General features: G+C 61.5%; 6 protein-coding genes. 5 read left to right on the top strand and 1 reads right to left on the bottom strand.

Annotated features, from left to right (window positions below; all coding sequences use genetic code 11):
* Positions 1 to 12 precede the first annotated feature (12 nt).
* The 5 genes from DBR22_RS20725 to nrdF all read left to right on the top strand — a co-directional run bounded on the left by DBR22_RS20725 (position 13) and on the right by nrdF (position 5684).
* Positions 13 to 1311, top strand: a complete 1299-nt coding sequence (locus DBR22_RS20725) for a class I SAM-dependent methyltransferase (protein WP_181365272.1) — start codon at positions 13 to 15, stop codon at positions 1309 to 1311.
* Positions 1312 to 1664: 353 nt separating this feature from the next.
* Positions 1665 to 1910 carry a glutaredoxin-like protein NrdH gene (gene nrdH / locus DBR22_RS20720; protein WP_108600540.1) on the top strand — a complete coding sequence of 82 codons (246 nt, stop codon included), beginning with the start codon at positions 1665 to 1667 and terminating at the stop codon, positions 1908 to 1910.
* Positions 1911 to 1962: 52 nt separating this feature from the next.
* A complete protein-coding gene (gene nrdI, locus DBR22_RS20715) occupies positions 1963 to 2436 on the top strand; it encodes a class Ib ribonucleoside-diphosphate reductase assembly flavoprotein NrdI (RefSeq protein WP_108600539.1) in 474 nt (157 codons plus the stop codon).
* A 62-nt stretch (positions 2437 to 2498) separates the two neighbouring features.
* A complete protein-coding gene (nrdE, locus tag DBR22_RS20710; protein ID WP_108600541.1) occupies positions 2499 to 4619 on the top strand; it encodes a class 1b ribonucleoside-diphosphate reductase subunit alpha in 2121 nt (706 codons plus the stop codon).
* Positions 4620 to 4709: 90 nt separating this feature from the next.
* Entirely contained in the window at positions 4710 to 5684 is a 975-nt protein-coding gene (nrdF, locus tag DBR22_RS20705) for a class 1b ribonucleoside-diphosphate reductase subunit beta (protein WP_108600538.1), read from the top strand.
* A gap of 166 nt (positions 5685 to 5850) precedes the next feature.
* Here nrdF and DBR22_RS24910 read toward each other — a convergent pair.
* Positions 5851 to 6530: HNH endonuclease signature motif containing protein (locus DBR22_RS24910; protein WP_146187600.1), on the bottom strand; the 680-nt coding region annotated here is incomplete at its 5' end.

Genomic DNA, 6530 nt, shown 5'->3' with positions numbered 1-6530 from the left:
GTCCGGCACCCTGTGACGGTGCACAATGCTGCGGGGGTACCGGCGTCGCCGGCCACCATCGATCCGGAAGTCTGGCCCGGTGTTGCCCAGGCGCCGTCGGGCACCAAAGCCGTGGTGGCGGGCAAAGCCGCGGGGCTCCTCTTCAAGGCTGCCGTCCGGCGGCTTCCTGTCCTCGTGGCCTACCCGGATGGGTCCGTTGTGGGCGCCGGTGGTCCCGAAGCCCCGGTCATGACCATGGTGCGGCCCGAGGCGTTCGAAGCCAGGATCGGCGATAACGGCCTGATCGGGCTGGGCGAGTCCTTTATGGCGGGGGACTGGGAAGCGTCCGATCTCGCGGCTGTGCTGGAGGTCTTTGCCGCGTCCGTGGACACCCTGATCCCCAAGCCGCTCCAGAGACTGCGGAACCTGTACCTGCCCCGGACTCCGCGGCATGAGGAGAACGCTGAACAGAACACCCGCAGCAACATTTCGCGCCACTACGATCTCTCCAACGAGCTCTTCTCCAGTTTCCTTGACGCGACCATGAGCTACTCCTCGGCACTGTTCCCGCCGGGCGGCGGAGCACTTGATTCGGTGCCCTGGGAGGCCTTGGCGGAGGCACAGCAGGCCAAGATTGACAGGCTGCTGGACAAGGCAGGCGTCGGAGCGGGCACCCGGCTGCTGGAGATCGGCACCGGCTGGGGAGAGCTGGCACTGCGGGCAGCCGCCAGGGGCGCCACCGTTTACAGCGTGACGCTGTCCAGCGAACAGCAGGCACTGGCACAGGAACGGATCGCCGACGCCGGCTACGCCGGCCAGGTCACCGTTGCCCTGCAGGACTACCGCGCGGTGGAAGGTGAGTTCGACGCCGTCGTGTCCGTGGAAATGATTGAGGCTGTGGGCTATGAGTACTGGCCCATTTACTTTCAAACCATCGACAGGGTGCTGGCCCCGGGCGGGAAGGTTGCCATCCAGGCCATCACCATGCCGCACGGCCGGATGCTGGCAACCCGCAACGCGTACACCTGGGTGCACAAGTACATCTTCCCGGGCGGGTTCCTGCCATCAGTGCGGGCCATCGAAAGCGTGACCCAGCAGAACACCACACTCCGCGTCCGCGAACGCATGGGGATGGGGGACCACTACGCCGCCACCCTCCGCCTCTGGGAGGAGCGCTTCATCGCGCACTCGCAGGAGGTGGAGGAACTCGGGTTCGACGCCGTCTTCCAGCGGATGTGGATTTTCTACCTCGCCTACTCGCGGGCAGGTTTCCAATCCGGCTACCTGGATGTGCAGCAGATTGTGCTGGACCGCCGCGAGGCGCAGCTCTAGCTGGTTAGGTTCATCACTTCGCAGGGGTCCTGTCGTTGTCCGGCAGGGCCCCTTTGGTGTGTCCGGCACTAGATGTAGTGGTCCGCCACCAGGCGCGACACGCCGTCCAGCGCGCGACACGCTGGCCGTTAATTGTGGCTAACTACTCCACAGGGTGTGGATTTCGTCCGCGGAATTGCCTGAAATCCGGACATTTTGAGGGCCTCTGCCTGTGGATTAAAAGTGCATTAAATGACATACTTGTAATACATCATCTTGGGGTTCCGGAGAGCCGTCTGCACTACATGTAGTATCGACGTACAGCTTGGGCGGGACAAAGACGAGCGAAGATTTCGATAAAGGGGACAGGGACAATGACCGTTACGGTTTACACGAAGCCGGCTTGTGTTCAGTGCAACGCAACCTACCGTGCGCTGGACAAAAAGGGCATCACTTACCAGAGCGTTGACATCTCACAGGACGCCGAGGCCCTCGAGCGACTGAAGGCACTGGGCTACATGCAGGCTCCCGTAGTTGTCACCGACCAGGACCACTGGTCAGGCTTCCGCCCGGACAAGATCGAGGAACTGGCATTGGCTGCCGTTTCCTCCGTGGCTTAAGGCCGCACCTTCCGCCATCCGGCACAACATCGACACTCCTGAGGTGGCTCCTGTGGCAACGCTGGCAGTGGCAGAGGCCCACGTGGCCGGGTTGCCCCCTGTCAGTACGCAGAGCCAGCTCATCTATTTTTCCTCCACCTCCGAGAACACGGCCCGCTTCGTCTCAAAGCTCGGCCGCGAACAGGCTCGGATCCCTATTCATTCAAAAGACGCACCCCTTCTCGCCACCAGGCCGTTCGTGCTGGTGCTGCCCACGTATGGCGGCACCGGGGGAGAAGGATCGGTGCCCAAGCAGGTCATCCGCTTTCTGAACAACCCGCAGAACAGGACACTGATCCGCGGCGTCATCGGTGCCGGCAACACAAACTTCGGGGACAACTACTGCATGGCTGCGGACATCATCGCCGCCAAATGCCATGTACCCCGGCTCTATCGATTTGAACTTATGGGCACGCCAGAAGACGTGGCCCGGGTCAACCAAGGATTGGATACGTTTTGGACACGACTGTCTCAGACACAGAAGTAACCAGGGCCGAAGGCCAGGTCACCCGTGCAGAAAAGCACGGCGTCGACCTCGAAAAGCCGGAAATGCCGGCAGCGTACAAGGGCCTGGGCTATCACGAGCTCAACGCCATGCTGAACCTGTACGGCCCCAACGGCGAGATCCAGTTCGAGGCTGACCGCGAGGCAGCCCACCAGTACTTCCTGCAGCACGTGAACAACAACACCGTGTTCTTCCATGACCTGGAGGAGAAGCTCGATTACCTGGTGAAGAACCAGTACTACGAGCGCGAAACCCTCGACCAGTACACGATGAACTTCATCCGCGAGCTCTACAACCGCGCGTACAAGAAGAAGTTCCGCTTCGAGACGTTCCTGGGCGCGTTCAAGTTCTATACGTCCTACACGCTGAAGACCTTTGACGGCAAGCGTTTCCTGGAGCGCTACGAGGACCGTGTGTGCATGGTTGCCCTGCACCTGGCCCGCGGCGACGAGAAGCTTGCCCTGCAGATGGTGGACGAGATCATCGAGGGCCGCTTCCAGCCGGCCACCCCCACGTTCCTGAACGCCGGCAAGCGCCAGCGCGGCGAGTTGGTCTCCTGCTTCCTGCTCCGCATCGAAGACAACATGGAGTCGATCGGCCGGTCCATCAACTCCGCCCTGCAGCTGTCCAAGCGCGGCGGCGGTGTGGCGTTCGCGCTGACCAACATCCGCGAGGTGGGCGCCCCGATCAAGCAGATCGAGAACCAGTCCTCCGGCGTCATCCCCGTGATGAAGCTCCTCGAGGACAGCTTCTCCTACGCCAACCAGCTCGGTGCCCGCCAGGGTGCCGGCGCGGTGTACCTGCACGCGCACCACCCGGACATCTACCGCTTCCTGGACACCAAGCGCGAGAACGCGGATGAGAAGATCCGCATCAAGACCCTCTCGCTGGGCGTCGTCATTCCGGACATCACGTTCGAGCTGGCCAAGAAGGATGAGGACATGTACCTGTTCTCCCCGTACGACGTCGAACGCGTCTACGGCATGCCGTTCTCCGACGTCTCGGTCACCGAGAAGTACTACGAGATGGTGGACGATTCCCGGATCAAGAAGACCAAGATCAAGGCACGCGAGTTCTTCCAGACCCTGGCCGAGATCCAGTTCGAATCCGGCTACCCGTACATCATGTTCGAGGACACCGTGAACCGGGAAAACCCGATCGACGGCAAGATCATCATGTCCAACCTGTGCTCGGAGATCCTCCAGGTCTCCCAGCCCACCACGTACAACGATGACCTGTCCTACGCCGAAACCGGCAAGGACATCTCCTGCAACCTGGGTTCCCTGAACATCGCCAAGACCATGGACAGCCCGGACTTCGGCCTGACCATCGAGACGGCCATCCGGTCCCTCTCGGCAGTCTCGGACATGTCCAACATCACCTCGGTGCCTTCCATCGCCCGCGGCAACGACCAGAGCCACGCCATTGGCCTCGGCCAGATGAACCTGCACGGCTACCTGGCCCGCGAGCGGGTCCACTACGGTTCCGAAGAGGGCCTGGACTTCACCAACATCTACTTCTACTCGGTGGTGTACCACGCGGTCCGCGCCTCCAACCTGCTGGCCATCCAGACCGGCCAGACGTTCGGCGGCTTCGAAAAGTCCAAGTACGCCACCGGCGAGTTCTTCGACAAGTACACCGACCGCGAGTGGGTGCCGCAGACTGCGAAGGTCGCTGAGCTGTTCAAGAACATCCACATCCCCACCCAGGATGACTGGCGCGAGCTGAAGGCGTCAGTCATGGAGCACGGTATCTACAACCAGAACCTGCAGGCTGTGCCTCCCACCGGCTCGATCTCCTACATCAACAACTCCACCTCCTCGATCCATCCGGTGGCGTCCAAGATCGAGATCCGCAAGGAAGGCAAGCTGGGCCGCGTGTACTACCCGGCGCCGTACCTCACCAACGACAACCTGGAGTACTACCAGGACGCGTACGAACTCGGCTACGAGAAGGTCATCGATACCTACGCCGCTGCAACCCAGCACGTGGACCAAGGCCTTTCCCTGACGCTGTTCTTCAAGGACACCGCCACCACGCGCGACATCAACAAGGCCCAGATCTACGCCTGGAAAAAGGGCATCAAGACCATCTACTACATCCGTCTCCGCCAGCTCGCGCTGGAGGGAACTGAGGTGGACGGCTGCGTCAGCTGCATGCTTTAATCTTCAACTAAATTGTGACAGTACGACGGCGGGCGCCCGCCCGCCGTCGTACGCTTAACTCAAAGAACAACCCAACATTTAGGGGATGACATGACCGAGAAGGTCAAGCTGCTTAGCCACGTCGAGGCCATCAACTGGAACCGCATCCAGGACGAAAAAGACGTGGACGTCTGGAACCGTCTGGTCAACAACTTTTGGCTGCCGGAGAAGATCCCGCTGTCCAACGACGTCCAGTCATGGGCCACGCTGACCCCGGACGAGCAGCAGCTCACCATGCGCGTTTTCACGGGTCTGACCCTGCTGGACACTATCCAGGGCACCGTCGGAGCAGTTTCGTTGATCCCGGACGCGCTGACCCCGCATGAAGAGGCTGTGTACACGAACATCGCCTTCATGGAGTCCGTGCACGCCAAGAGCTACTCCTCCATCTTCTCCACGCTGGCTTCCACCAAGGAGATCGACGAGGCGTTCCGCTGGTCCACCGAGAACGCGAACCTTCAGAAGAAGGCGCAGATCGTCATGGACTACTACCAGGGCGATGACCCCCTGAAGCGCAAGGTGGCGTCCACGCTGCTGGAGAGCTTCCTGTTCTACTCGGGCTTCTACCTTCCGATGTACTGGTCCTCACGTGCCAAGCTGACGAACACCGCTGACCTGATCCGCCTGATCATCCGCGACGAAGCCGTCCACGGCTACTACATCGGCTACAAGTTCCAGAAGGGCCTCGAAGGCCTGTCCGAGGAGCGCAAGCAGGAGATCAAGGACTACACGTTCGAGCTGCTCTTCGAGCTCTACGAAAACGAAGTCCAGTACACGCACGATCTCTACGACTCCGTGGGCCTGGCCGAAGACGTCAAGAAGTTCCTTCACTACAACGCCAACAAGGCGCTGATGAACCTGGGCTACGAGGCCATGTTCCCGGCCTCCGTCACTGACGTGAACCCGGCCATCCTCTCAGCGCTGTCACCGAACGCCGACGAGAACCACGACTTCTTCTCCGGGTCAGGCTCCTCATACGTCATCGGTAAGGCAGTCAACACTGAGGATGATGACTGGGACTTCTAGGACCACCAGACAATAACTCCAGGATCTGACTGCAAGGGACCCCGCACGCCTTGTGCGGGGTCCCTTGCTGCCATGAGGAGATTTCGGGTGCATCCGGCGTCCGGGATGGGCGGTGGGGCAGCGGAGCCCAAGGACAGCGGGGGCCCGGGCAGGTTCGTCCGGCAGCTCACCTTGCAGAGAGGTAGGCATGAAGGCAGTCTTCTCCTGCCGAGCGCGATATATGAAGATAGTCCGCAGGTCCGCCCGAGGCGGTGGGCGTAGGAGTATAGGGTCCAGGGCGATGCCCCTCGCCGGCTCGCGGCCCCAATGAAGGCGGCCAACGCGGCGGTTCCCAATCCTGGTGTTCACCTCTGTATTTCCGCCCTGAGGGTGAGACCCATCCGGGCGGCTCATTCTTTGTCGCCGGCGTCGATCTCCAGCCGACGGCGTGTTTGAGCCTGTGGTGCCTGGCACATAGCTGTCCCAGGTTGCTGATCCCGGTGGTTCCGCCGTGATGCCAGGCCAGGAGGTGGTCTGCCTCGTTGTCCAAGGACTGGTTGCTGCACCCCGGGAACGAGCACTTGCCGTCGCGCATCCGCAGCCAGTTCCGCATCGCCTTTGTCAGCCTGTAACTGGTCCGGCTGATTTCCAAAGGCGCCCCATCCCGTGGATCAACGAGCACCCGGTGAAACGAGTCAGCTCCGTTGGCCACCAGATCCCGTGCCATAGATGCGGGGACAGGCCCGTACCCGTCCAGCATCGCCGGCTCTTCGGTTAGCCCGAGTAGGGAGAAGACGGGAACGGTGACCAGGACTTCCGTTCTCGGCGTGGGGACATCGGCGAGGCCGGATGCCTCGGCCCCGGTCC

Source organism: Arthrobacter sp. HMWF013 (genome assembly GCF_003061105.1).
Lineage (GTDB): Bacteria > Actinomycetota > Actinomycetes > Actinomycetales > Micrococcaceae > Arthrobacter.
This window is presented reverse-complemented; position numbering and strand designations above follow the sequence as displayed.